Here is a 25,535-nt window from a genome sequence, read left to right on the forward strand (position 1 = left end):
CGCCCGCGCAGTGGTGCTCTGCCCCGTCCGCAGAGCACGTTCCCCTGGGCGAGGAGGCTTTGGCGTGGCACACGACGAGATGACGGGTGGTGCTTTTCCGCCCACGGCGGCGGGACCCGGCGGGCCGGCCGCGGCCCCGGTGCCGGCTGCGTCCGGTGCGCCGGAGGAGGTGGCGGGGCGGGCCCGTTCGGCGCGGCTGGACTCCCTGACGGGGCTGCGGTTCGGTGCGGCGCTGCTGGTGTTCTTCAACCACGTCGGCCTGCCCTTCCCCCATCTGCGGCTGCTGGAGTCGGACTCGGCGGCGATGAACCTGTTCGACGTGACCGGCAACGCGGGCGCGCTGGGCGTGACGTTCTTCTTCGTGCTGAGCGGTTTCGTGCTGACGTGGTCGGCGCGCGAGCGGGACACCGCCGGGCGGTTCATGCGCCGCCGGCTGGTGAAGATCTACCCGAACTACGTGGTCACCTGGGCGCTGGCGATGGTGCTGTTCGCGTCGGCGTACACCACCACGGGGACGGCGATCGCCAACCTGTTCATGGTGCACGTGTGGGTGCCGGACTTCGACGTGTTCTCCAGCGTGAACCAGCCGAGCTGGTCGCTGGGGTGCGAGGCGTTCTTCTACGCGTGCTTCCCGCTGCTGCACTCCTGGTTCACGCGGATCCGCGCCGAGCACCTGACGTACTGGATCGCGGCGGTGACGGCGGGCATCATCGCCACCCCGTGGGCGGCGTACGTGTTCATCGCGGACAAGCCCTACTTCCCCGGTGCCTCGCTGGGGGCGACGGTCTCCGCCGAGCAGTACTGGTTCGCCTACAACCTGCCGGTGACGCGGGTGCTGGACTTCGCGCTGGGCATGCTGGTCGCGCAGGCGGTGATCCGCGGGCGCTGGTTCAACATCGGCATGGTGTGGTCGGGTGTGCTGCTGGCCGCAAGCTACGTGCTCTGCTCGCACGTGCCGTTCCTGTACTCGCAGCGTTCGGTGACCATCATCCCGATCGTGCTGCTGATCGCGGCCGCCGCGACGGCCGACATCCGGGGCACCAGGAGCTGGTTCAGGGGCCGGACGATGCTGTGGCTGGGCGAGATCTCGTTCGCGTTCTACCTGGTCCACTTCATCGTGCTGACCTATCTGCGCAAGGAGCTGGAGGGGACCTTCTCCATCGCCGAGACCACCGGGCTGGTGGCGCTGGGGCTGGCGGTCAGCGTGCTGGCGTCCTGGGCCCTGTACGCGCTGGTGGAGCGGCCGATCACCCGGCGGTTCTCCTCCTCGCGGCGTGCCCGGCGTGCGGTGGCGTCCTGAGGGCGCCCGCCGCCCGCACGGGGCGGCCCGGCACCCGCGCGGGGGTGCCGGGCCGCCGGTGCGGCGTTCACCAGGCCTGGCCGGCCACTTGACGGGTGGTGGCGTTGAGCCGGTTGAAGAAGTTGGCCACGGCGCTCATCATCACGAGCGCGGCCAGGCCCTGCTCGTCGTAATGGCGGGCCGCCTCCTGCCAGACGGCGTCGGGGACGGGGTCCGTGCGGTCGGCCAGGCGGGTGGAGTGCTCCGCGAGGGCCAGCGCGGCGCGTTCGGCGTCGGTGAAGAACGGCGCCTCCCGCCAGGCCGCCACGGTGGCCAGGCGGTCGTCGCTCTCGCCGGCCTTGCGGGCGCTGCGGGTGGCGGCGTCGACGCAGGCGCTGCAGCCGTTGATCTGGCTGACGCGCAGGTGGACGAGTTCCAGCGTGGACTGGGGGACGCCGCCCTGCCGGGTCGCCTTCATCAGGGCGCCGACGGCCTCCATGGCGCCGGGAAGGACACCGGCGGGGTTGCTCATCCGTGCTTCCATGATCGGGATCTGCTTTCGGTGAGTGCGGACGGGGTACGGGGCGGGCCGCGGGCGGCCGCGCCGGGGTCAGGCGGGTGCCTCGTCGTGGCGGACGAGGGGCCAGTCGACGCGGACGCGTGCGGTCCTGCCGAGGTAGGTGGTGAGGACGTTGAGGGCGAGGTGGGCGACGATCTCGGTGATCTGCCCGCCGCTGAGGCCGCTGCGGCGGGCCGCGGCCAGTTCGGGGTCGCTCACCTCGCCCTGACGGCGTATCAGGGACCGGGTGAGGGCCAGGGCCGCCCCGGTGAGGGGGTCCTCGGCCTCGCCGCGGCGGGCGCGGTGGGCCTGGTGGTGGCTGAGTCCGGCCACGCGGGTGCCGGTGTAGGTGTGCCAGGACAGGCCGTAGTCGCAGGCGTTCTCCTGCGCGACCAGCAGCGCGATGCTCTCCTGGACGGCCGCGGGCAGGGTTCCCGCGGCCAGTGCGTGCCGCAGGCCGAGGAATCCCCCCAGTGCCGCGGGGCTGTTGGCCATCGCCTTGGCGAGGTTGGGGGTCAGGCCCAGCGTGTGCTGGACCGCTTGCAGCAGGGCCGCCGCCTCGCCGGTGGCGTTCTCCGGCTGGATGAGGGGAAGTCCGCTCACGGTGCGGGCCTCGCTTCCTTGGGGTTGAGCCGCGCGTGGTGCGGTGGCCCGCCCGGTGGCGGGCCCGGGCACTCACCAGGGCAGCGGGCCCTCGTGCTGGAAGAACCGGGCGTTGGGGCCGTCGGCGTCCAGCGTCGCCAGGTGCACGGCGATGCGGGCGCCCTCGGCGGCGGTGATGAAGCCCATGCCGTTGTTGATGTCGGTGGCGCAGTAGCCGGGGTCGCAGGCGTTGACCTTGATCGGGGTGCCCCACAGTTCCTTGGCGTAGGTCACGGTGATCATGTTGAGGGCGGCCTTGGAGGAGTTGTACGGCATGTTGTTCAGCGGCCACAGCGGGCTGTCCTCGACCATCACGCGGGTCATGGAGGCCAGTTCGCTGGACTGGTTGACGATGCGGGCGGCCGGCGCGCGGCGCAGCAGCGGCAGCATCGCGTTGGTCACCGTGACGACGCCGAACACGTTGGTCTCGTAGATCCGGCGCAGCGTCTCGGTGGTGGTGGCGCTGGGCAGGCCCAGCGGCGGCGGGACGGTGACGCCGGCGTTGTTGACCAGGATGTCCAGCCGGCCGTACTCCGTCTCGATGAAACGGGCGGCGGCCTGGACGCTGTCCGGGTCGGTCACGTCGAGCTGCACGTGGGGCTGGGCGAGCTGCTCGCCCGCTTCCTTGCCGCGCTGTTCGTCGCGTGCGCCGATGACGGTGGTGATGCCCCGTTCGCCGAGCTGGCGCGCGATCTCGAAACCGATTCCCTTGTTTGCTCCCGTGACGAGAGCGATCTTGTCGGTCATTCCTGCCTCTCCACTTCAGCATCCGGAAGGTGGCCTTCGGGTCTTCTGCCAGCGTGGACGAGCCCGTTCATAGGTAGGCGATGCATTCGCTATAGGTGCCGGCGGGTGCACTTGGCCGGTTTCAGAATGAACATGGCCGGTTTCAGAAAGGGACTGCGGCAGTCATGACGGTGCGTTTTTCGATCCTGGGTCCGGTGGAGGTGTCGGTGGCGGGGCGGCCCCTGCCGGGGACGGCGCCCCGCCACCGGGGGGTGCTGGCCCTGCTGCTGCTGAACGCCCGGACCGTGCTCGGCGCGGAGCAGATCATCGACGCGATGTGGGGGCCGGCCCCGCCGGCGACGGCCCGGGCGCAGATCCACGCGGCCGTCGCGGCCCTGCGGCGGGTGCTGCGCACCGCGGACGCGGAGCACCTGCTGCAGACCCGGCCGGGCGGGTACGTGATCGCGCTGGAGGCCGGGCAGCTGGACTGGGAGGAGTTCACCGACCGGCTGCGCGAGGTGGCCGAGACGGACGACCCGGCCCGATCGGCGGCCCGGATCCGGCAGGCGCTGTCGCTGTGGCGGGGGCGGCCGCTGGCGGACGTGCGGGCCGACTACGCCGACAGCGCGCGGGTGCGTCTGCAGGAGCGGCAGCTGACCGCCCACGAGCAACTGGCCGAACTGGAGCTGTCGCTGGGCCGGCACGAGCAGGTCGCCGACGAGCTGGCCGCGCTGGTGGCCGCGCATCCGCTGCGGGAGCGGCTGGCGGGGCGGCTGATGCTGGCCCTGCACCGCTCGGGCCGCCAGGCCGACGCCCTGGCCGTCGCCCGCGGGCTGCGCCGCGCGCTGAGCGAGCAGCAGGGCCTGGACCCCGGGCGGGCGTTCGTCGCGCTGGAGCGGGCCGTGCTGCACGACGACCCCGCGCTGGCGGCGCCGGCCCCGGACCCGGCGACGCCCCCCGCACCCGCGCCCGGGGCGGCACCCGGGCCGGCGGCGGCACCCGGGCCGGCGGCGGCACCCGGGCCGGCGGCGGCAGCCGGGCCGGCGGGGCGGGCACGGCAGGCGAACTTCCTGCCCTACGACTCGCCGGACTTCTCCGGGCGCGCCGCGGAACTGGCGCAGCTGCTGGAGGGCGGGCACGGCCGGGAGGGGGCGGTGACGGTGTCGGTGATCGACGGCATGGCGGGCATCGGCAAGACCGCCCTGGCCGTGCACGCCGGCCACCGGCTCGCCGAGCGCTACCCCGACGGGCGGCTCTTCGTCGACCTCCAGGCGCACACCGCCGGCCGGACGCCCATGGACGCGGGCAGCGCCCTGGGGGTGCTGCTGCGCCAGCTCGGGGTGCCGGCCGAGCGCATCCCGGCGTCGGCGGCGGAACGGGCCGGGCTGTGGCGGGCGGAGCTGTCCGGCAGGCGGGTGCTGGTGGTGCTGGACAACGCGGCCGGCACCGACCAGGTGCGGCCGTTCCTGCCGGGGGCGACCCGCAGTCTGCTGCTGATCACCAGCCGGCGGCGGCTGACGGGCCTGGACGGGGCGGCGTGCCTGTCGCTGGACCCGCTGCCGGCGGCGGACGCCCTGGAGCTGTTCACCCGGATCGTGGGCCGACGGGTGGACGACGAGCCGCTGGCCGCGCTGGACATCCTGCACCTGTGCGGGTTCCTGCCGCTCGCGGTGCGCATCGCCGCCGCCCGATTACGCCACCGGCCGCGGTGGAGCGCGGCGCACCTGGCCGACCGGCTGCGCGACCAGCGCCACCGGCTGGCGGAACTGTCCACCACCGAGCGGGGGGTGGCCGCCGCGTTCGCCATGTCCTACCAGCAGCTGGACGCCGAGCAGCGGCGCATGTTCCGGCTGCTGGGGCTGCATCCGGGACCCGACGCGGGCGGCCGGGCGGCGGCGGCGCTGGCGGGGGTGGCGCCCGAGCGGGCCGAGCGCCTGCTGGAGGAGCTGCTGGACGCGCACATGCTGCGCCAGCACGAGGCCGGCCGCTACACCTTCCACGACCTGCTGCGCCGCTACGCGCACACCCTGGCCGAGGAGGAGGAGAGCCCCGCCGCGCGGCGGGAGGCGCTGGACCGGCTCTTCGGGCACTGCGTGGCGGGCGCCTCGCAGGCCGCCGCGCTGCTCTTCCCCCAGAGCGCGGGCCGCAGCGTCCACTCCCCCGCCGTCGCCCCCGACGAGCCGGCACCCGACGCGGCGCCGGTGGTGCTGCGCGACGCGCAGGAGGCGGAGGCGTGGCTGGACGCCGAGCGGCTCTCCCTGGTCGCGGCCGGCGCCTACATGGCCGCCCACGGCTGGCCCGCGCACACCGCCCGGCTGGCCTCGGCCCTGCACCGCTACCTGTACGACCGGGCCTTCCACGCCGACGCGCTGGCGCTGGGCGAGCAGGCGCTGCAGGCCAGCGCGCTCAGCGGCGACCACACCGCGCAGGGCCGGTTCCTGACGGACCTGGCGTGGCTGTACTGGCGCCGGGGCTGCGACGAGCGGGCGGCCCGGCACGCGGCGCGGGCGGTGCGGCTGGCCCGGCGCACCGGTGACCGGCTGGGCGAGGCGCGGGCGCGGGACTGTCTGGGCCATCTGTTCCTGCGCGGCCACGACCAGGAGCAGGCCCGGTACTGCTTCATGGCGGCCCTGCGGCTCTTCCGCGCCGTCGGCGACCGGCACGGCGAGGCCCGCGGCCAGGTGGGGCTCGGCCTGGTCCAGGAGCGCCTGGGCTGTTACGAGGCGGCCCGCATCCACCACCACCGGGCGCTGGAGCTGTACCGGGAGCTGGGTGACCTGGGCGGGGAGGCGGTGGCGCTGGTGGGTCTGGGGTCGGTGCACGGGCGGCAGGGGCGCCCCGGGCAGGCGCACGGTCTGGCGCTGCGGGCGCTGCGGGTGCAGCGGGCGCTGGGCAACCGGGGGCACGAGGCGGAGGCGCTGAACGCGCTGGGCGAGGCGGCGCTGGCGCTGGGCGCGCCCCGGCAGGCGGCGCAGCAGCACGAGGCGGCGCTCGCGCTCGCCAGCGAGGTGGGCTTCCGGCCCGAGCAGGCGCGGGCCTTCCAGGGGCTGGCGCGGGCCCATGACGCGCTGGGCCGTCCCGATCTCGCCCGCGGGTACGCGCGGCGGGCGCTGTCGCTGTCGGCGGCCCGCACGGCGGCGGGGGCCGGGCGGGCGCCATCGGCGGCCGTCGGCGGGGCCGGGTGAGCTTCCCGGGTCGGGTGGCCCCCGGCCGGGCTCGACCCCTGGTCCAGCGGGCTGCGATGCACTGTGTGCCCGGCCTGAACGGGCCGGCTTTTCGAGGGAGAGGGACGGCCGCACGATGACGCGACCCGTGGTGGCGGTGACCGCCGACGCGACGACAGTGAACTGGAACATCTGGGGCGACGTGGCGGTCTCGCTGCTGCCGCAGCCGTATCTGGACAAGGTGGCCCGCGCCGGCGGCGCCCCGGTGCTGCTGCCTCCGATCGTGGAGGCGGTCGAGGCGGTGATGGAGCGGGCGGACGCGCTGCTGATGAGCGGCGGCGCGGACATCGATCCGGCGCTGTACGGGGCCGAGCGGGAGAAGTTCACCTTCCCGCCGCACCAGGCGCGGGACGCGGCGGAGCTGGCCGCGCTGGCGGTGGCCGAGCGGCGCGGCCTCCCCGTCCTGGCGGTGTGCCGGGGCCTGCAGCTGATCTCCGTCTCCCGGGGCGGCACGCTCGACCAGCACCTGCCCGAGCACTCCCCCGCCGTGCCCGGCCGCTACGAGCCGCGCACCATCCGGGTCAAGCCCGACTCCGTGCTGGGCGGGGCGATGGGGACGTCGCCGACCGTGTACTGCCACCACCACCAGGGCATCGACCGGCTCGGGGCCGGGCTGGTGGCCACCGCCTGGTCGGACGACGGGATCATCGAGGGGGCGGAGGCCGAGGACCCCTCGGCGCCGTTCCTGGCGGGTCTGCAGGCGCACGGTGAACTCGGCGAGGACACGGTGCCGTTGTTCGAGGCGTTCATCGAGGCGGCCAAGGCCGGCCCCCGCGCCTGACCGGCCCCCCCCGGGCGAGAGGGGCCTGCACGAAACGGCTGCTGCCCGCGGCCCCGCATTGTGCGGGGCCGCGGGCAGCAGCCGTTTCGTGCCGGTCGGTGGCCGGCCGTCCGGGCGCGGACGGTCGGCGGGGGGAGGCCGGTCCCAGTGAGCCACCGCACCGCACCGGCGGTGCGGGGGATTTGACCGTCGGACGGTGCGGTGGCGGCACCGGATGGGACCCGACCCCTCATCTGTCTGACGATGCGCGGCCCGCAGGTGTGACCGGAACGGCGAAACCGGTGGGAGAACCGTGCGTGCCCGGGCCTCAGACGCGGGCCGCGCCGACGGCCTGCGGCCGGCCGGCCGTATCCGCCGCCGTGCCGAACCAGCGCGCGAGCGCCTGGTCGAGCAGGTCCACGCCGTCCGGGGCGGCCCAGGCCACGTGCCCGTCGGGGCGCAGCAGCACCGCTGCCGGGCGGTCGGGGCCGGCGGGCTCGGCCCAGTCGGCCTCGACGGTGCGCACCCGCTCCCCGTGACCGGCGGCGGCCCGGCGCAGGTGGGCGGCGTCGGCGGCCGCGCCGGTCACCAGCAGCACGCCGCGGGCGGGGTGGAGCAGTTCGGCCACCGTGGTGCGGGTGCCGTCCGTGTGCAGCAGTTCGTGGCCGGGGGCCAGGCGCAGGCCCAGCAGCGGGTGGCTGCCGGGGCCCATGTCGTAGCGGATGTCGATGCCGGAGACGATGCCGGCCAGGTGCCGGGCCGCCTCGGGCAGGGCCACCAGTTCGCGCATGACGGCGCGCAGCGGCTCCATCTCGTCACCGGTGAGGTAGAGGCGGGTCTGGGCGCGGGTGTTGCGCATCAGCTTCTGGCCGACCGGGTGGCGTTCGCTCTCGAAGGTGTCCAGGAGGCCCTCGGGTGCCCAGCCGTTGATGGCGGCGGCCAGCTTCCAGCCGAGGTTGGCGGCGTCCTGGACGCCGACGCTCATGCCCTGCGCGCCGGCCGGCATGTGGATGTGGGTGGCGTCGCCGGCGAGGAAGATCCGGCCGCTGCGGTAGTGCTCGGCCTGGCGGGTGGTGTCGGTGAAGGAGCTGATCCAGCGGACCTCCGCGTGGTGCAGCGACTCGCCGGTCATGCGCTGCCAGGCGTCGGCGATGTCGCCGAACCTCAGGGCGCTCTTGTCCTCCGGCGGGCGCAGGCTCTCGTCGTGGATGACGATCCGGTCCACGCCGTTCTCCAGGTTGAACGCCATCACCATGCCGCCGGGCACCTTCTCCCCGATGGGCCGCTGGCGTACTCCTGCGCCGACCAGGTCGGCCATGTACATGCCGCGGGTGGCGCCCCAGCCGGGGAAGTCGATGCCCGCAAGCGTCCGCACGAGGCTGCGGGCGCCGTCGCAGCCGATCAGGTACTGGGCGCTGTCCTCGCCGTGGCCGTCCGGGCCCTCGTACTCGACGACGACGCCGTCGGGTGTCTCCCGGTAGCCGGTCACCTCGTGGCGGCGGTGTACGGGGACGCCCAGTTCCTTCAGCCAGTCCTCGAGGATCTCCTCGGTGCGGAACTGGGGGACGCCGCGGACGCTGAAGTGGTTGTCGTCCAGCTTGCCGAAGTCGATGCGTACGCCGCCGAAGTGGCCCTGGGCCCATTCGACGTCGCCGAAGCGGCGCAGCAGGCCGCGCTGCTCGAACACCTCGGCCGCCCGCCGGGTGAAGCCGACGCCGCGCGACTCCCCGCTGGGGCCGGGCAGCTTGTCGTAGACGGCGACGTCCACTCCGCCCAGCCGCAGTTCACCGGCGAGCATGAGCCCGACCGGGCCGGCGCCGACGACTATCGCGCCCTTTGCCATTTCGTACTCCTCATGCAGATGGATGTGTCCGGCGGGTGCCGTCAGCCGAAGAAGTCGCGCAGGGCCCCGGCGATGACGTCGGGTTCCTCCTCGGGCAGGTAGTGCACCGACTTCGAGGCGCGCACCATGCGCACGTCGGTGGCCTGCCCGGTCAGCTTGCGTTCCAGGTCCTCGTAGGTGAAGTTGCCGCCGATGCCCAGGACGGGCATGGTCAGCGTGGGGTAGCCGGCCAGGTCGGTGATGTCCTGGTGGCAGGCCTGGTACCAGCGGGTGCCGGCCCGCACGGCCTGCGGGCTGTCGTAGCGGTGCGCGAAGATGTCGCGGTCCCGGCCTGTGACCAGGCTCTGGTCGGCCAGGGAGTGGGCGTACAGCCAGTCGATGACGTGCCGCATGCGGCCGTGCATCAGTTGTTCGGGCAGCTGCTGGAGCTGGTTGACCGCCCACCACCACAGGGCCGTTCCGGTGCCCGGCCGGCACAGGATCCGCATCTCGTACTCGCTCTGGTCGGGGTGCGGGGTGTCCAGCAGCGCGACCTTGCGGGTGGCCTCGGGGTGGTTGGCGGCGAAGGCGAAGGCCACCATGGAGCCGATGTCGTGTCCGGCGATGTTGACCTGCCGGTGGCCCAGCTTGCGTACCAGGGCGTGCAGGTCGGCGGCCATGGTCTTCTTGTCGTAGCCGCCGGCGGGCTTGTCCGAGCCGCCCATGCCGCGCAGGTCGACGGCGATGACCCGGTAGCGGCGGGCGAGCTGGGGCATGACCTTGCGGTAGGCCCACCAGGTCTGCGGCCAGCCGGGCACCAGCAGCAGGGGCTCGCCGTGGCCGCCGCTGACGTAGTGCAGGCGCACGCCGCCCACGGTCGCGTACCGGCTGGTGAAGCCGCCGGGCAGCGAGCGGGCCAGTTCCCGGTCGGAGGGCACGGGGGCGGGGTGCGGGCCGGGGTGGGCGGCGGCGGGGGTGCCGGTGACGGCCAGGGCCGTCGCGCCCGTGCCCAGGGCGAGGATCCTTCGTCGGTTCAGCGTCATCTACCCATGTCCTCGTGGGTTCGTGGCCGGGGTGGTCCGCGTCAGGGGCGGAAGGTGTCGGCGTGCTGGGCCGCCCACTCGGTGAAGGGGCGGGCCGGGTGGCCGGTGAGCTGCTCGACGTGGTCGGTCAGCGCGACCGGCTCGGTGCTGGCCGCCCACAGCTCCAGCAGGGCGTCGGCGATGTCGTCGGGCATGAAGCCGGGCTTGTTGGCCCGCCACACCTGCGGCTCGATCCGCTCGACGGGGATGTCCCGGCCCGCGGCGGCGGCGATGATGCCCACGTGCTCGGCGAAGGTGAGGGACTGCGGGCCGGTGAGGTGGTAGGACCGGCCGCGCAGCGCGGGGTCGGTGAGGACCGCGCAGGCCGCCTCCGCGATGTCGCGCTCGTTGACCGGGTCGGCGTGGCTGTCGGGGTAGGGCAGGCCCACCGCGCCGCGCGCCTTGAGCGACCAGGCCCAGGGCAGCGCGTTACTGGCCAGGGCGCCGCAGTTCAGGGGGGTGGAGGTGAGCGGGGAGGCGGCCAGGGCCTGTTCGACGGCGAGGTGGGGGGCGGCGATGGGGTCGTCGGCGGCACCGGGGCGCAGCACGGCGTCCGCCGACATGATCACGACGTGTTCCACGCCCGCCGTACGGGCCTGCTCGACGAAGGCGTCGACCGCGGCCGGCTCGCAGTACAGGAAGACGGAGTCGACCCCGTCGAGGGCGGGCGCGAAGTCGGCGGGGGTGTCGAGCGCGAGGCGTACGGTCTCGGTGCCGGCCGGCGGTGACAGCTTCTCGGGGTTGCTGGAGGCGGCGCGCACGGCGACGCCCCGCTCGCGCAGGATCTGCACGAGCAGGGAGCCGACCTTGCCTCGGCTGCCGGTGACGAGGACGGTCATGACGGGGGCCTTTCCGGGCGGGATTCGGGGGGCGGGGCGCGGTGGGGCGGGCGCTGCGGCCGCGGCGGGGCCCGGCGGCGGCCGGGCGGGGGTGCCGGCGTGCCGCGGGCCCGGCCGGGCCGGCCGCGGCGACCGGCCGGGGGCGTGCCGGGGGCGGCTCAGGTGGTGGCGGCGCCGAACCAGCGGGTGAGGGCGTCGTGCAGCTCGCCGCCGTCGGGGTCGGTCCACACGACGTGGCCGTCGGGGCGCACCAGCACCGCCTCGGGCCCGCCGTCCTCGCCCCAGGTGCCGGTGACGACGTCGACGCGGTCGGACCAGCCGGCGGCGGTCTTCTCGGCGGTGGCCGGGTCGCCGGTGCTGATGAGCACGCCGCGTGCGCCGTGCAGCAGTTCGGCGACGCGGGTGCGCTCGCCGCCGGCGCGGACCAGCTCGCGCTGCGGGGGCAGGCGCAGGCCCAGCAGCGGGTGCTCGCCCGCCCCGACGTCGTAGCGGATGTGCAGGCCGCTGACCTGGCCGGCCAGGTAGCGGGCGGCGTCGGGCAGCCGCACGAGTTCACGCAGGACGGCGCGCAGCGGCTCCCCCTGCGGGCCGCTGAGGTAGAGCAGCGACTGGGCGTGGACGTTGCGCAGCAACTGCTCGCCCAGCGGGTGCCGTTCGCCGTGGTAGGTGTCCAGCAGGCCCTCGGGGGCCCAGCCGTTGATCGTCGCGGCCAGCTTCCAGCCGAGGTTCACGGCGTCCTGGATTCCGACGCTCACGCCCTGCGCGCCCAGCGGGGCGTGGTCGTGGGCGGAGTCGCCGGCCAGCAGGACGCGGCCGCTGCGGTAGCGCTCGGCCAGGCCGGTGGCGTTGGTGAGGGCGGTCATCCAGCGGGTCTGGCCGTGGTGGATGGACTCGCCGGTCAGGCGCTGCCAGGCGTCGGCGACCTCGGCGAAGGTCAGGGTGCCCTCGCCGTGGTGGGGGCGCACGCCCGGCTCGTGGATGACGATCCGGTCGTAGCCGTCGCCCAGGCCCACCGACAGGACCATGCCGCCGCCCTCGATGCGCTCGCCGATGGGCCGCGGGCGGATGTCGGCGCCGGTCACGTCGGCGAGGTACATGCCGCGGGTCGCCGCGTCGCCGGTGAAGGGGATGCCGGCCAGGCGGCGCACGGTGCTGCGGGCGCCGTCGCAGCCGATCAGGTACTGGGCGCTGTCCTCGCCGGGGCCCTGGGGGCCGTCGTAGTGCACCAGGACGCCGTCGTCGGTCTCCTGGAAGCCGGTGACCTCGCGGCCTCGGTGCACCGGCACGCCGAGGCGCTCCACCCAGTCGCCGAGCAGCTGCTCGGTGCGGGACTGGGGCAGGCCCATCACGCCGAAGTGGCTCTCCTCCAGCAGGGTGAAGTCGATGCGGACGCCGCCGTAGTGGCCGTGCTGGCCCCAGCGGAAGTCGCCCAGTTCGGTGAGCAGGCCGCGCTGGTCGAGGACCTCGGCGGTGCGGCTGGTGAAGCCCAGGCCGCGTGATTCCCCGCTGGGGGCGGGCAGTTTGTCGTAGACCACCACGTCCACGCCGCCGAGCCGCAGCTCGCCGGCGAGCATCAGTCCGACCGGCCCGGCGCCGACGACTATCGCGCCCTTTGCCATGACGTACTCCTCACGCAGATCGTTTGGGGACCGCTCCCGTGTGCGCGGCGGCAGCCAGGCACCAGCAAAGACCTCGTCGATCGAGCGGCGCTTCAGGCGGAGTGCAGGGCGTCTCAAAGGGCGGCCTGCCGCCCTGTGCGGGGCCCTGCCGGGCGGGGCGGGGCGGGGGTGCCGGCAGGGGTGTGACCTGGGCGGACGGTGGTGCGGGGCCCTTCCGGGGCGGGCGGCGAGAGGTCCCGGGGGCGGTGTGACGGCTGGGGGCGGAGGGTGCCGCCGGGGTGGCGGGGGCCGCTGCGGGGCTGGGCGCTCGCGGGGCGGGCGGCTGCCGGGGCCGTGCGGGTGCGGTCCGGGAAGTGCCGGGGCCGGCTTGGGGCCTGCAGGTGCGGGCGGCGGGAGTGTGGGGGTCTCGGCGCGTGAGGGCCCGGGAGGGGTGCGGGGCCACCCGCCTCAGGGCGGGGCGGGGGCGGGCGGCGCGTCGTGCCGGGGTGTGCGGTCCGCCATGGCGGTCACGGGGGGCGGTGACGCCGTACGGGGTGGTGGTGGCGGTGTCGGGGCGTGGAACGGCCCCGCCGGTTCGGGGGATGGCCGGCGGGGCCGTGTCTGGGGGCCGGTGCGGCCCGGGGGTGGGTTACTTGTCGGCGTCGGCCTTCACCAGGGCGGGGCCCTCGCCGGCCTCGGCCGTCGGGTTGGAGCTCATGGACTGCTTGCCGCGCGGCATCATGAAGGTGACCACCAGCAGCGCGACCGTGCCGAGCAGGGCGCCCGAGAGGAACGCGTCGTGGTTGGCGGCCTCATGGACCTTGGTCACCAGGCCGGGGTCGCCGCCGGTCGCGGCCATCTCGGAGCTCATGCCGCTGTAGGCGATGGTCGCCACGACGGCCAGGCCCAGGGCGCCGCCGGCTTCCTGGCTGGTGTTGATCAGACCGGCGCCGACGCCGGCGTCCTCGTCGGTGACTCCGACGAACGCGGCGATCTGCAGGGTCACGAAGACCATGCCGCAGCCGAGGCCGAGCAGGATGAACGGGGCCAGCAGGTCGACCGCGTAGCTGCCGTCGGCCGGGGCCCGCCACATCAGCAGCAGACCGGCGACGGTGAGCGTGAGGCCCAGCATCACGACCGGGCGGGCCGCCATCTTGGTGACCAGGGCGGAGGCGATGCCGGCGCCGGCCGCGACGGAGAACGCGAGCGGCACGTAGGCGAAGCCCGCCTTGAGGGGCGAGTAGCCGAACGCCTGCTGCATGAAGAGGCTGGCGAAGAAGAACAGCGAGCCGAAGGTGCCGAAGACCAGCACGGCGGAGATGTTGGCGACGCGCATGGTCTTCAGGCGGAAGATGCGCAGCGGCATCATCGGGGAGGCGACCTTGGCCTCGATGACGACGAAGGCCGTCAGCAGGGCGGCGACGCCGACCAGCGAGCCGATGGTGCGGAAGGTGTCCCAGCCGACGGTGGTGGCCTCACCCAGGGTGAAGATCAGCAGCAGCAGGCCGGCGGTGAGGGTGACCGCGCCCAGGGTGTCGAACTTGCCGCGGACCTCGGCCTTGCTCTCGGGCAGGATGCGCGGCGCCAGCGCGGCGGCGGCCAGGCCGATCGGCACGTTGATCCAGAAGATCCACTCCCAGCCCCAGGTGTCGGCGAGGACGCCGCCGAGGATCACGCCGACGATGGAGGCGATGCCGGACAGGGAGCCCCACACGCCCAGTGCCTTGTTGCGCTCGGGGCCCTCGGCGAAGGTGTTGGTCAGGATCGCCAGGGCGGCGGGGGTGATCAGTGCCGCACCGAAGCCCTGGACGGCGCGCGAGACGATGAGCATCGTGCCGCTGTCGGCGAGGCCGGAGGTGAGCGAGGCCAGGGCGAAGATGAGGAAGCCGACCTGGATGAGCCGGCGGCGGCCGAAGGTGTCCGCAAGGCGTCCGCCCAGCAGCAGGAAACCGCCCAGGACGGTCGCGTAGGCCGTGACGATGTAGTTCAGGCTGACCTCGGACATGCCGAGGCCTTCCTGGATGGAGGGCAGGGCGAGGTTCACGATCGACACGTCGGTGAAGACCATGAACTGGCCCATGCAGACGAATGCCAGGATCAGTCCGGGGCTGAGGCCCGCCCCTGGTGCTGACCGGGCCGTGGTGGCGTCGGAGGCAGCCATCGATTAACTCCTCAAGAAGGTGCAGGATCGGGTCATCGAACGCGGTTCCACCCGCCAGAGCGGTGCTGGTGGGAGCCGCTGGGACAGCCGCCGGAAGAGTTCCGGCGGCCGGAGTGGGCGTCCGTCGGTGCTTTGACGAACGGGGACCGGTGGATGTGACCGGTCAGCTGGAAATTCCTGCGGGCCCACCCCGCAGTCCCTGTGCGCTGTCCTCGTAGCGGCTGGTCATCTGGGGTTGGGCGGCACGCAGCTGCGGCGGGAAGTTCTCGATGAGCAGGTCCCGGCCGCGGGCCGGCTCGGGGTCGTCGAGCAGCCCGAACAGGAAGTGCACGCCGAAGCGGGGCGATCCCTGGATGAACGCCTCGCGCAGGCGGTCGATGTCGTCCTCGGGGACCTGCGGGAACAGGTCCTCCACCACGGCCTCCTCGGCGCTCAGGTGGGTGTCGAGGACCTCGTGGACCTGCCGGGCGGCCTCGGCGCCCGCGCGGGCGCCGTCCGTCCCGGCGCTGTCCCACCCGGCCGTGCCGGCCGCCGCGAGGTCGTCGATGGCCCGTTCCAGGGCGTTCAGCCTCCCGTCGAGGACCACGTGGTCGTCCGAGAGCTCCTTGAGCTGTGCGTGGGCTTCGGGGTACAGCCCCTGGAGCACGGGCCAGAACAGGTCGTCCTCCGCCTTGTGGTGGGCGTGGGTGAAGGCGAGCAGCCACCTGCCGGCGTCGGCCAGGGTCGCGGTGTCGACGCGGTGGCCGTCGGCGAGGCGCTCGTAGGCGTCCACGACCAGGCGGGTGCCGCGTCGCAGCACCGCGTGGATCGCGACGAACTCCTCGTACATGCGGGCGCCCGGGCTCTGCACCGGATCGCTCATGGAAACTCCCGTTTCGCAGGGGCAGGCCATGGCCGGCACGGAATTCCGGTTCGGTTCCGTGGGCCGCGGCCAGTACACCGGAGCGTGGACGAAGTGGCCTTGAGGAATGCTGGAGGGCGCGGGAGGGCGGCTTCCGCCGTCGTCGTCAGCGGCTGCCGTCCGGTTGCGGGCGGGCGGGCCGTGCGGGGCCCGGTGCCGCCCGGCGCAGGGCGACCTCGCGCACCAGCAGTGCGGCGGCGCACACGGCGGCGGCGGCGACCGCGCTGACCAGGAACGCGGTGTGGGTGCCGGCGGCGGTGGCGTGGCGGTAGGCCTCGTACAGGGCGGGTTCGAGGCGCTCGAGGCTGGCCGCGTCCAGCTGGGCGTTGTCCAGGGCGGGGCGGCCGGGGGCGCGCTCGGCCATCACCTGCTGCACCTCGCGGTTGAACAGGGTGCCCATGAGCGCGACGCCCAGGCAGCTGCCCAGGGTGCGGAAGAGGGTGATCGCCGCGGACGCGGCGCCCAGGTCGCGGTTGTCGACGCTGTTCTGGGCGACGACGGTGACGATCTGGGTGAGGAAGCCCAGGCCGGCGCCGAGCACCGCCATGTACAGGGCGGCGGTGGGCCGGGAGGTGGTGGTGTCCATGCGGGACAGCAGCCAGGTGCCGGCGGTCAGCAGGGCGCCGCCGGCCACCGGGAACATCTTGTAGCGGCCGCTGACGGTGGCGGTGCGGCCGGCCGCCAGGGAGGTGGCGATCATCGCGGCCAGCATCGGCAGGAGCAGCAGTCCGGAGTTGGTCGCCGAGGCGCCCTGGACGGCCTGCTGGTACAGCGGCAGGTAGAGCAGGGCGCCGAAGAGCACGAAGCCGGTCAGGAAGCCGATGACGGACATCAGGGTGAAGTTGCGGACGCGGAACATGTGCGGCGGCATGATCGGGTGCTCGGTGTGGCGCTGGCGGCGCACGAAGGCCCACAGGGACGCGCCGGCGGTGGCGGCGAGGGCGAGGGTGGGGGCGGAGTCCCAGGCGTGGCGGGTGCCGCCCCAGGTGGTGAGGAGGACGGCCGCGGTGATGCCGGTCATCAGCAGGGCGGCGCCCAGGTGGTCCACGCGGGCGGTGGAGCGGCGTTCGGGCAGCCGCAGCAGCAGCCAGATCATGGCCAGGGCGAGCAGGCCCAGGGGCAGGTTGAGGTAGAAGGCCCAGCGCCAGCCGGCGTGGTCGGTGACGGCGCCGCCGGCCAGGGGGCCGCCGATCATCGCGATCGCCATGGCCGCGGAGATCATGCCCTGGTAGCGGCCGCGTTCGCGGGGCGGGACGAGTTCGGCCACGGTCGCCATGACGCCGGCCACCAGGCCGCCGGCGCCCAGTCCCTGCAGGGCGCGGAAGCCGATGAGCTGGCCCATGCTCTGGGCGGCGCCGCTGAGTGCGGAGCCGGCGAGGAAGACGGCGATCGCGGTGAGCAGGGTGCCCTTGCGGCCGCGGGTGTCGCCCAGGCGGCCCCACAGGGGGGTGGAGGCGGCGGTGGCCAGGGTGTAGGCGGTGACCACCCAGGAGACGTGTTCCAGGCCGCCGAGTTCGGCGGTGACGGTGGGCACGGCGGTGGCGACGATCATGTTGTCGAGCTGGGAGAGCATCATCGCGAGCATCAGCGGGACGAGCAGGACGCGCACCGAGCGGGGGTGCGGCAGGCGGCGGGCGGCCGCGGCGGGTGTTTCGTCGAAGGTGGTCACCGTGTCCCCCGGCCCGGGCAGGTGCGGGCGGGCGCGGTGGCTATCCGGCGCCCAGTTTGAATCCGACGCCGCGGACGGTGACGATCCAGCCGCTGCCGCCGAGTTTGCCGCGCAGGCTGCTGACGTGGGTGTCGACGGTGCGCTGGGACCAGGAGTCGCCCCAGACCTGTTTGAGGAGCTGTTTGCGCGGGATGACGGTGTCGGGGTGCGAGGCGAGCAGACACAGCAGATCGAACTCCTTGCGGGTCAGCGGTATCCCGCTGCCGTCCACGGTGACCTCGCGGGAGTTGACGTCGATGTGCAGGCGTCCGCGGCGGATGTGCCGGCGGGCGGCCGGCTGCCAGTGGGCGCGGCGCATGACGGCCTCGATGCGGGCCATCAGTTCGCGCAGCCCGTAGGGCTTGGTCACGTAGTCGTCGGCGCCGGCCTGGAGGCCCAGGACGCAGTCCAGTTCGGACTGGCGGGCGGTGACGATGACGACGGGCACCCGGCTGACGGCGCGGATGGCGCGGCACACCTCCAGCCCGTCCAGGTCGGGCAGTTCGAGGGCCAGCAGGACCAGGTCGGCGTCGGCGTGGGCCTGCAGGGCCTGGCCGCCGCACTGCACGGCGAGGGGTTCGTGGCCGTAGCGGCGCAGCTGGGTCACCAGGGAGTCGGCGGGGTCGACGTCGGCGTCCACGACGAGGATGCGCCGGCCGCCGGGGGCCGGGGCGGGGGGTGCCGCGCCGTCCTGGGCCAGCCGGATCAGCTGCGCCGCGGGTGTCCGCAGGTCCGGCATCGTCGGTAGCGACATCTGGCTCATGCCTCCCCCAAAGGTCATGCACGTCCGTGGGCGGGGTGCCAGGGACCGGACCCCGGGAGGTCCGGTCCCTGTCGTACACCCCACCTGGACGCTACAAACCGGTGGTCGAGCCCCGGTACAGGCTGGGGCCGAAAAGCGTGGAGGGGCGGGCGGGGTGCCGGGTGGCCGTCACGGGTTGAGGACCCAGGCGGAGTTGTGCCGGGTGAAGCCGATGTGGGGGTAGTAGTCGGTGGCGGCGGGCGCCGACAGCAGCACGATCTTGGCTGTGGGGGCTTCCTTGCGGGTGGCGTCGATCAGGGCGCGGCCGATGCCGGAGCGCTGGAGGCGGCCGGTGACGGCGATGTCGGACAGGTAGGTGACGTAGGAGAAGTCGGAGACGCTGCGGGCGATGCCGAGGAGGGTGCCGTCGGTGTCGCGGGCGACCAGGACGAGGTTGGCGCCGGCGAGCATGGCGGCCATGCGGTCGCGGTCCTCGACGGGCCGGCGCTCCCCCAGTCCGGACGAGCGGTAGAGGGCGAGCACCTCGTCCAGGTCCAGGTCCTTGCCTTCGGTCCGCTCAGTCGTCCAGTTCACGGAGGGTCTCCAATCGGGTGCGGATCACGTCGTGCCGGGTGAGGAAGCGCTCGGGTTCGAGGCTTCCGGAATCGATGCCCTGGCGGGCCAGGCCGGCGGTGAAGTGCTCGCCGGTGGTGAGGGTGTGGGTGGCGGCGGCCTGCACCGACCGGTAGGCGTGTTCGCGTTCCACGCCGCGGGTGAGCAGGTCGGCCAGGACCCGGGAGCTGTGGACGAGGCCGTCGGTGGTGTCGATGTGGGCGCGCATCCGGTCGGGGTGCACGGTGAGGGAGTCGACGAGGTCGGTGGCCGCGACCGTCTGGAAGTGTCCCACGGACAGGCTGTCGGGCAGGATGACGCGTTCCACGGACTGGTGGGCGAGGTCGCGTTCGTGCCACAGGGCGACGTTCTCCAGGGCGGTGTCGGCGTAGCCGCGCAGCAGCCGGGCCAGTCCGCACAGCCGTTCGCTGGTGGTGGGGTTGCGTTTGTGGGGCATGGCGCTGGAGCCCTGGTAGGCGCCGGTGCGGTGTTCTTCGACCTCGCGGACCTCGGTGCGCTGCAGCAGGCGCATCTCGAGGGCGATCTGTTCGATGCAGGCGCCGAGCGCGGCGACGGCCTGCATGAGCTGGGCGTGCCGGTCGCGGGCGACGACCTGGCTGGGCACGGGTTCCACGCCCAGGCCCAGGCTGTCGCAGACGTGGCGTTCGACGGCGGGGTCGATGAGGGCGTAGGTGCCCACGGAGCCGGAGACGGTGCCGACGGCGACGGCTTCGCGGGCGGCGGTGAGCCGGGCCAGGGAGCGGTGGACGGCGAAGGCGTGGACGCCGAGTTTGTGGCCGAAGGTGGTGGGTTCGGCGTGGACGCCGTGGGTGCGGCCCACCATGGCGGTGTCCCAGTGTTCCAGGGCCCGGGTGACCAGGGTGGTGCGCAGGCGGCGGGCGGCGGCCAGGAGCAGGTCGGTGGCGCGGGCCAGGGTGTGGCCCAGGGCGGTGTCGACGAGGTCGTAGCTGGTCATGCCGTGGTGGACCCAGCGGGCGGAGTCCTCGGGGATGTCCTCGCAGTAGGCGGCGAGGAAGGACAGGACCTCGTGGTCGCGTTCCTTCTCGATCTCGGCGACGCGTGCGGCCAGCGGTACCCGGGCGCGGCGCATGTCCTGCACGGCCCGCTCGGGTACCAGGCCGAGGCGGGCCTGGGCCTCGGAGGCGAGGATCTCGACCTTGACCCAGGTCGCGTAGCGGGACTGGTCCGCGAAGAGGTCGGCCATCTCGGGCAGCGTGTAGCGAGGGATCATCGGGTGGCCTTCGTGGAGGGAGGGGTGGGCGGGAGCCGCACGGGTGCCGGGTGCCGGGCGGGTGCCGGGCTTCGGGCGGCCGGGGGGTCAGTAGGCGCCGAAGTACTCACGCTGTTCCCAGTCGGTGACCTGGCCGGGGTCGGGGGTGTGGGCGTCGCTCCAGGCGGTGAAGCGGCTCAGTTCGCTCTCCTTGAGCTTGGTCATGCAGGCGGCCAGGGGCGCTCCCAGGACCTGGCCGGCGCGGCCGGCGCGGAAGGCGTCCAGGGCCTCGGCCAGCGACTGGGGCACGGTCTGCGGCTGGGCCGGGCCGCCGGCCTCGCCCTGGCCGCCGGGGGCGGTGGGCGCCTGGGGGGCGGCGGGCTGGGCCTGCAGGCCTTCGAGGCCGGCGAAGAGCTGGGCGGCGATGTTCAGGTAGGGGTTGGCGCAGGGTTCGCCCATGCGGTTCTCGATGTGGGCGCCGGCGCCGCTGCCCACCACGCGCAGCATGGCGGTGCGGTCCTCGAAGCTCCAGCCCAGGCGGGTGGGGGCCAGGGCGTGTTCGGCGGCCAGGCGCCGGTAGCCGTTGACGGTGGGCACGGACAGCAGGAACAGTTCGCGGGCCCAGCTCAGCAGCCCTTCGGCGTAGGACTTCCCGCTGGGTGACAGGCCGCCGGACAGGCCCTCGGCGCTGAAGACGTTGCGGCCGGTGGTGGTGTCCACGACCGACTGGTTCAGGTGCCAGCCGCTGGGGTCGGCGGCGTCCAGCAGGGGCTGGGACATGAAGGAGGCGTGGTGGCCGCGGCGGGCGCAGTACCGCTTGGTGACGGTGCGGAACAGCAGCATCGCGTCGGCGGTGTCCAGGGCGGACATGGGGCTGAAGGTGGTCTCGACCTGGCCGGGGCCCGACTCGTGCTCCATCGACCGCAGCGGCAGCCCGAGCTTTTGCAGGTACAGGCCGAGCGGGCCGGTGATGGGGGCGACGGTGTCGTAGGCGGCGTCGAGGTTGAACTGGTAGCCGGCGTTGACCGCGGCCACGCGCGGTGCCCGGCCCTGGAGTCCGAAGCCGTTGCCCTGGTTGCCGGGCTCGTCGTCCAGGCGGCGGGTGAGGTACCACTCGACCTCCAGGCCCAGGACGGGCTGCAGGTCCAGTGCGCTGTAGCGCTCAAGGACGCGGCGCAGCACGGCCCGGGAGGACAGCGGGTGGGGGGTGCCGTCGCGCAGGTACTCGTCGCCCAGGACCCAGGCGGTGCGCGGGCCGCGGCCGGGCAGCACCTGGAAGGTGACGGGGTCGGGCACGAGGACGAAGTTGCCGGCGCCGGAGATCTCGTCGACGCCGATGCCGTGCTCGCCCAGGAAGTCGACGGCGACGGCGTGTCCGGTGTCGAACAGGAACGGGCCGGGGCTGAAGTTCATGCCGTTGCGCAGCACGGTGCGGAAGGCGTCGGTGGTGAGGGTCTTGGAGCGGGCCAGACCGTGCGGGTCGCCGAAGACGAGGCGGACGAAGTCGACGTCGTCCAGGGCGGCTTCGACGCGTTCGGCGGCGGCGAGGCGCTCCTCGTCCCACAGTTGGTGGTCGGTGACGAAGGACGGGCGCCCGACGCTGCCGTCGCTGACGGGCGTGGACCATGACCGGGCATACATGGTTCAGGACGTCCTTTCGCCGGTGGTGGCGGTGGTGGCGGGAACGAGGTGGGGTGCGGGCGGCTGCGGAAGCGGTGCGAGCATCGCTTCCAGGCGGCGGGCCACGGTCAGGACGAGGTCGTCGGCGCCGACCGGGCCGACGAGTTGCACCCCGGCCGGCAGTCCGGCCGAGGTGAGTCCGGCGGGCAGGGACGCGGCGGGCTGGCCGGTCATGTTGTACGGGTAGGAGGCGGGCGCCCACGCCAGCCACAGCAGGTCGCGGGCGTCGGCGGCCCAGTGGGGGCCGATGGCGGTGGCGTCGAAGGGTTCGACGGGCACGGTGGCCATGGCGAGCAGGTCGTAGTTGTCCATGACCGAGCGCAGGGTGGCGCGCAGGTTCTGGCGGATCTCCTCGGCCTGGATCACGGCGACGCCGCTGAGGGTGCGTCCGTGGCGCACGATGTGCAGGCGGCCGGGGTCGATGAGGGCCTCGTCCTGGGGGCGGGTGCCGGCGGCCTCGTTGGCGGCGAGGATGTCGACGACGGCCGGGTAGAGGTTGTTGCAGCGCACCTCGACCTCGTCGACGTGGTGGCCCTCTTCCAGGAGCACGTCGCGGGCGGTGTCGGTGACGCGGCGTATCTCCGGGTCGGTGCCCTCGTACTCGATCCAGCCGATGCGCAGGGAGCGCATGTCGCGCGGGGAGTCCAGCGAGCCGAGCCCGGAGTCGGGGTCGGTGGGGTGGGGGCCGGCGATGACCTGGCCCAGCAGCGCGGCGTCGGCGACGGAGCCGGCCAGGGGCCCCTGGTGGGCGAGGCGGTCGGCGCCGTTGGGGTAGTAGGGCACGCGGCCGTAGGAGGGTTTGTAGCCGACGACGCCGCAGAACGCGGCGGGGATGCGGATCGATCCGGAGCCGTCGGTGCCCAGCGCGCCCTCGCACAGGCCGGCGGCGACGGCGGCGGCGGCCCCGCCGCTGGAGCCGCCGGCGGTCAGCCGCGGGTCGTAGGGGTTGCGGGTGGGCGGGGCGACGCGGCCCACGGTGGAGGCGCTCCAGCCGAACTCGGAGGTGCTGGTCTTGCCGACGACGATCGCGCCGGCCGCGCGCAGCCTCGCCACGGCCGGGGCGTCCTGCGCGGGCCGGGTGTTGGGCAGCAGGGAGCCTCGCGTGGTGGGCAGGTCGCGGGTCTGCAGCAGGTCCTTGACGGAGACCGTCACTCCCAGCAGCGGCATGTCCCACCAGGCCTCGCGGCCGCGTTCGCGGATCAGGGCGTCCGCGTGCTCGGCGGCCCTGAGCGCCTCCTCGCCGGCGACGGCCACGTACGCGTCCAGGTGGTCGCGTTCGCGGACGGCCGCCAGCACGTCCTGGACGTGTTCGACGGCGGTGAGCTCCCGGCGGGACAGCAGTTCCTTGGTCCGGCGGATGCCGCGGGCGGTCATCGCTCACTCCTTCTGCTCCTGTGCTGCCGCGGGGCATTCAGGGGCGCTGCGGACGGTGCTCGTCGAGGAGGGGGCCGGTGCCCGGCGGGGCGGGGGAAGGACCCGCCGGGCGGCCCGTGGGGCACAGCCGCTCAGGACGCGCGGCTGGCGGGAGTGTCCTGGCCGGTGACGGCCGACCAGTGCCACGGGGAGTCGAACGCGGTGATCTCCGGTCCCGCTCCGGCCGCGGCCAGTTCCGCGGCCAGGCCCGTGGCCCGGCCGGTGAACGCCGACACCCGGTGCGCGGCGAGCAGGTCCTGCTCGTCGAAGGGGTCGCCGTCGCAGCGCAGCAGCCGCAGGTCGACGAAGCCGTTGAAGCGCCGCCCGTCGACCACGACGGACTGCGGGGAGCGGATGGAGAACCGCACGTGGTTGTTGACGTGCCCGTGGTGGTGCTGGTCGGAGTAGAAGGCGACGTCCGGGATGGTGGGCGGCACGAAGTGGTCGCGGTCGATCACCTCGGGGCCCTTGGGCAGGTTCCCGGCGATGAAGTGCCAGGAGTTGTACTGCATGCGCGAGGACATCGCCCAGGCGGCGTCGGCCAGGGCGGCGGTGGAGCCGCCGAAGTGCCGGGCGGCGGAGGGGTGGGGCACCACGCAGCAGAAGAAGCGGGTGATCTCCCAGTCGCAGATCTCCGCCCACCGCTGCTCGCGCAGCGCGCTGATCAGGTCGGGCAGGGACCGCATGCCCCGGCTCATCGCGAAGTCGGCGTCGAAGGCGTCGGTGGCGGCGGCCGCCGACTCGAAGACCAGCGACTCCAGGCCGGTGCCGAAGCCGCCGTGCGGGGCGCTGAGCCAGGCCGGGTCGGCGGCCAGTTCCCGGCCCAGGTCCTCCAGGGTGTCACCGGCCAGCGGCAGCCGGGCGGTCAGCCGGGCCACCACCGCCTCCTCACGGGCCCGGGCGCCGTCGGCGTAGGGCCGCGCCACCTTCTCGATCTTGTGCATGAGGGCGCCGTGGATCTCGCGGTAGAGCTGCGCGCCGGTGGCGACCTCGGCGCGGTGGGCGCGCAGGGCCCGGGCCAGCTCGTCGAGGTCGGCGACCTGGGCGGTGGGGGCGGGCGGCACCTGCTCGCGGCCCAGCGCGGCGTTGTAGCCGACCCGGATGCGTTCCAGCATGTGGGCGAGGTGGTCGACGGTGAGCTGGGTGCCGTTGGCCTCCTCGACGCGGCCGGGGCCGGCCGAGCGCACCAGGAGGGTCAGCCCGACCAGCAGCTGCACGTCGTGGTCGGACCACAGCTCCAGCGGCAGGCCCTGGAGGCTGCTGAGGGAGCAGTCGGGGTGGCCCGGCCACAGCGTCTTGCCGGTGAGGGTGTTGTGGTCGCGGAAGTTCGTGTACTGCCGGCCCTGCTGGTAGAGGACGAACGGCGCGGTGCGCAGCGCCGCCTCCTTGGCCTGCTCCAGCAGCGTCTCGCGGCCCTGCTCGCCCTGTGCCTCCAGCCAGGCGCGGCAGTCGGCGACGGTCTCGGCGACGCGGGCCTCGGCCCGTTGCAGGTACTCCCGGTAGGCGTCCAGGTCGGCCTGCATCCAGGGCACGCGGCGCACCCCGCCGACCAGCTGGTCGGCCTTCAGCGGCGGCTGCGAGGGCACGCGCAGCACGACCCGCCCGCTGGTGGCCAGGGCGATCTCGCCCCAGAAGACCGGCTCCCCCGCGTCCGGCGCGTGCGGGGCGGCGGTGGTGGTCTCCTGTGCGCGCCACGTCAGGCCGCACAGGACGGCCAGCGCCGCCTCCTCGGGGGCGCTGAGCGCACGCAGCTGGACGTCGGCCGGTACGTGGCCGTCCAGGGTGAGCAGCACCTCGGTGAACGAGCGCAGGTCGTCGGCTTGTTCGGCGCGCTGCCAGGCCCGCTTGAGCAGGCCCGGGAAGCCGGCGTCGGCCTCACGGACCCGGTCGGGCTTGAGCGTGGCGCCCGCGACCAGGCCCAGACGGCTGGGCCGGCGGCTGACCCGCTTCCTGGCGTTGGCGGCGCGGCGGGATTCCCCCCGCTCGGGCAAGGCACTCATCATGCACCCTTTGCGGTGAGCTCGATGTGGTTCCACATGGCGTCGTCGGTCGGCGTCCAGTCCTCGTCCACGTAGATGCAGTCCACGGGGCACTCCAGCACGCAGGCCGGGCAGCCCGAGCACAGCTCGGGGATGATCACTACGTCCAGGCCGCGGTCGAAGATGGCACCGAACTCCGCGGGGCAGCTGCGCAGGCACGTGTCGCACGTGATGCACTCGGACTTCTCGATGCGCCGCGGCGGCTTCTTCCAGGCGTCCGAGCGGTCGCGCTGGGCGATCCGCTCGGCGCGACCGGACAGCGCGGCCGGCGAAGCGATTTTTTTCATGAGCTCGGACCCCTTTGGGTGAGTCTTCTGGCCACAACCGGGATGCTCAGATGCTCGTGCGGCCCTCTCGACCGGCCCCTGAGCGCTGATGGGAACCGGGTCGAGCCCGCCCGGTGGGCGGCTTCCCGCCAGGAGCGAGTCCGGCGAGCTGGAGCAGGAGTTGTTTCACGTCGGTGGCTTTGATGCGGTCGCCGAGGGCGCGGGGGGTGGAGCAGATGAGGAGCGGGCCT

The 25,535-nt window shown here is 74.0% G+C and carries 21 protein-coding genes; 3 read left to right on the top strand and 18 right to left on the bottom strand.

Annotation, left to right across the window (positions count from 1 at the left end; translation table 11 throughout):
• Positions 1-64 precede the first annotated feature (64 nt).
• Positions 65-1,300: an acyltransferase family protein gene (locus ACZ6EG_RS33580; protein ID WP_391972055.1), complete on the top strand. Its 1,236-nt coding sequence runs from the start codon at positions 65-67 to the stop codon at positions 1,298-1,300.
• Positions 1,301-1,367: 67 nt separating this feature from the next.
• On the opposite strand, the gene ACZ6EG_RS33585 is transcribed toward ACZ6EG_RS33580, so the two are convergent.
• The 3 genes from ACZ6EG_RS33585 to ACZ6EG_RS33595 all read right to left on the bottom strand — a co-directional run bounded on the left by ACZ6EG_RS33585 (position 1,368) and on the right by ACZ6EG_RS33595 (position 3,227).
• Positions 1,368-1,811 (bottom strand): carboxymuconolactone decarboxylase family protein, encoded by a 444-nt coding sequence (locus ACZ6EG_RS33585; protein ID WP_356610986.1) that lies wholly within the window; start codon positions 1,809-1,811, stop codon positions 1,368-1,370.
• Positions 1,812-1,889: 78 nt separating this feature from the next.
• Positions 1,890-2,441, bottom strand: coding sequence for a carboxymuconolactone decarboxylase family protein (locus ACZ6EG_RS33590; RefSeq protein WP_391972056.1), 552 nt, complete (start codon positions 2,439-2,441; stop codon positions 1,890-1,892).
• A 72-nt stretch (positions 2,442-2,513) separates the two neighbouring features.
• A complete protein-coding gene (locus ACZ6EG_RS33595) occupies positions 2,514-3,227 on the bottom strand; it encodes an SDR family oxidoreductase (protein WP_391972057.1) in 714 nt (237 codons plus the stop codon).
• A 164-nt stretch (positions 3,228-3,391) separates the two neighbouring features.
• Between ACZ6EG_RS33595 and ACZ6EG_RS33600 the strand changes: the two genes are divergently transcribed.
• Positions 3,392-6,391 (top strand): AfsR/SARP family transcriptional regulator, encoded by a 3,000-nt coding sequence (locus ACZ6EG_RS33600; protein WP_469610353.1) that lies wholly within the window; start codon positions 3,392-3,394, stop codon positions 6,389-6,391.
• Between the two features lie 115 nt (positions 6,392-6,506).
• On the top strand, positions 6,507-7,211 hold the full coding sequence (locus tag ACZ6EG_RS33605; RefSeq protein WP_391972059.1) for a gamma-glutamyl-gamma-aminobutyrate hydrolase family protein: 705 nt from the start codon (positions 6,507-6,509) through the stop codon (positions 7,209-7,211).
• Positions 7,212-7,518: 307 nt separating this feature from the next.
• On the opposite strand, the gene ACZ6EG_RS33610 is transcribed toward ACZ6EG_RS33605, so the two are convergent.
• The 15 genes from ACZ6EG_RS33610 to ACZ6EG_RS33680 form a co-directional block, all read right to left on the bottom strand.
• A complete protein-coding gene (locus tag ACZ6EG_RS33610) occupies positions 7,519-9,033 on the bottom strand; it encodes an FAD-dependent monooxygenase (RefSeq protein WP_391972060.1) in 1,515 nt (504 codons plus the stop codon).
• A 41-nt stretch (positions 9,034-9,074) separates the two neighbouring features.
• Complete coding sequence (locus ACZ6EG_RS33615; protein ID WP_391972061.1) at positions 9,075-10,055, bottom strand: alpha/beta fold hydrolase; 981 nt, start codon at positions 10,053-10,055, stop codon at positions 9,075-9,077.
• Between the two features lie 41 nt (positions 10,056-10,096).
• Complete coding sequence (locus ACZ6EG_RS33620) at positions 10,097-10,933, bottom strand: NAD(P)H-binding protein (RefSeq protein ID WP_469610360.1); 837 nt, start codon at positions 10,931-10,933, stop codon at positions 10,097-10,099.
• A gap of 158 nt (positions 10,934-11,091) precedes the next feature.
• Positions 11,092-12,552, bottom strand: a complete 1,461-nt coding sequence (locus ACZ6EG_RS33625) for an FAD-dependent monooxygenase (RefSeq protein WP_391972063.1) — start codon at positions 12,550-12,552, stop codon at positions 11,092-11,094.
• Positions 12,553-13,180: 628 nt separating this feature from the next.
• Positions 13,181-14,692, bottom strand: coding sequence for an MFS transporter (locus ACZ6EG_RS33630; protein WP_391972064.1), 1,512 nt, complete (start codon positions 14,690-14,692; stop codon positions 13,181-13,183).
• 163 nt (positions 14,693-14,855) lie between these two features.
• Positions 14,856-15,554, bottom strand: coding sequence for a hemerythrin domain-containing protein (locus tag ACZ6EG_RS33635; RefSeq protein WP_391972065.1), 699 nt, complete (start codon positions 15,552-15,554; stop codon positions 14,856-14,858).
• A gap of 145 nt (positions 15,555-15,699) precedes the next feature.
• Positions 15,700-17,262, bottom strand: a complete 1,563-nt coding sequence (locus ACZ6EG_RS33640) for an MDR family MFS transporter (RefSeq protein WP_391972066.1) — start codon at positions 17,260-17,262, stop codon at positions 15,700-15,702.
• A gap of 40 nt (positions 17,263-17,302) precedes the next feature.
• Positions 17,303-18,055 (bottom strand): response regulator transcription factor, encoded by a 753-nt coding sequence (locus tag ACZ6EG_RS33645; protein ID WP_391972080.1) that lies wholly within the window; start codon positions 18,053-18,055, stop codon positions 17,303-17,305.
• A gap of 177 nt (positions 18,056-18,232) precedes the next feature.
• Positions 18,233-18,637 carry a GNAT family N-acetyltransferase gene (locus ACZ6EG_RS33650; protein ID WP_356612868.1) on the bottom strand — a complete coding sequence of 135 codons (405 nt, stop codon included), beginning with the start codon at positions 18,635-18,637 and terminating at the stop codon, positions 18,233-18,235.
• Positions 18,621-19,907, bottom strand: a complete 1,287-nt coding sequence (gene purB, locus ACZ6EG_RS33655; protein WP_391972067.1) for an adenylosuccinate lyase — start codon at positions 19,905-19,907, stop codon at positions 18,621-18,623. Before purB ends, ACZ6EG_RS33650 begins: the two co-directional genes overlap by 17 nt.
• Before the next feature lie 87 nt (positions 19,908-19,994).
• Positions 19,995-21,527 carry a glutamine synthetase family protein gene (locus ACZ6EG_RS33660; protein WP_391972068.1) on the bottom strand — a complete coding sequence of 511 codons (1,533 nt, stop codon included), beginning with the start codon at positions 21,525-21,527 and terminating at the stop codon, positions 19,995-19,997.
• Between the two features lie 3 nt (positions 21,528-21,530).
• Positions 21,531-22,940 carry an amidase gene (locus tag ACZ6EG_RS33665; protein WP_391972069.1) on the bottom strand — a complete coding sequence of 470 codons (1,410 nt, stop codon included), beginning with the start codon at positions 22,938-22,940 and terminating at the stop codon, positions 21,531-21,533.
• 131 nt (positions 22,941-23,071) lie between these two features.
• Positions 23,072-24,979, bottom strand: coding sequence for a hypothetical protein (locus ACZ6EG_RS33670; protein WP_391972070.1), 1,908 nt, complete (start codon positions 24,977-24,979; stop codon positions 23,072-23,074).
• On the bottom strand, positions 24,979-25,305 hold the full coding sequence (locus ACZ6EG_RS33675; protein WP_053125832.1) for a 4Fe-4S dicluster-binding protein: 327 nt from the start codon (positions 25,303-25,305) through the stop codon (positions 24,979-24,981). The genes ACZ6EG_RS33670 and ACZ6EG_RS33675 overlap by 1 nt, the downstream gene beginning before the upstream one ends.
• 46 nt (positions 25,306-25,351) lie before the next feature.
• Positions 25,352-25,535, bottom strand: a 184-nt coding sequence (locus ACZ6EG_RS33680; RefSeq protein ID WP_469610369.1) for a hypothetical protein, incomplete at its 5' end; no start/stop codon positions are given.

The sequence above is a fragment of the Streptomyces sp. NPDC041968 genome (assembly GCF_055589025.1).